Source organism: Gordonia sp. ABSL11-1 (assembly GCF_030315685.1).
Classification (GTDB): domain Bacteria; phylum Actinomycetota; class Actinomycetes; order Mycobacteriales; family Mycobacteriaceae; genus Gordonia.
This window is the reverse complement of record NZ_JASXSI010000108.1, coordinates 1-406: the sequence shown is the minus strand read 5'-3', so window position 1 is coordinate 406 and position 406 is coordinate 1. Positions and strand designations below refer to the sequence as shown.

General features: G+C 61.3%; 1 pseudogene. It reads right to left on the bottom strand.

What is annotated here, in order from left to right:
* Nucleotides 1-357 (bottom strand): annotated as a pseudogene (locus QSJ19_RS26655) (hypothetical protein); the annotation flags it as partial.
* Between the last annotated feature and the right edge of the window lie 49 nt (nucleotides 358-406).

Genomic DNA, 406 nt, shown 5'->3' with positions numbered 1-406 from the left:
AACTGCGTCGAACTTCCATGGATAGAAGACGTCGAATTGCGGTGCACGCGTGCCTGTTCCTGGTGCGGCTTCGCGCCGAACGTTCGCACGCGGATCCAGCGCTTGTGGTGGGAGTTTGGCGGTGAAGCTGAACTCGTAAGCGCTGAGGTAATCGCTCTCTGGTTCCCGCGTGCGCACCTCGGCTAGGCCACTGCCGAGGTAACAGCCCCGTGCAGTTACCTCTGTGTCGGAAGCCCGAATCTCCGCAATTTGCGCGTACATGGTGCCGAACAGGGCGGGGAACGACGCCTCCGGCCACTTCGGAGCGAATAGGCAACTCGGCCTGTTCTCGACGCTCGGTTTCGGAGCGGCAGTCATAGCGCCGGGGTAAGCGGACTGTCTCCCGTGAACCGATAACTGACAGGAT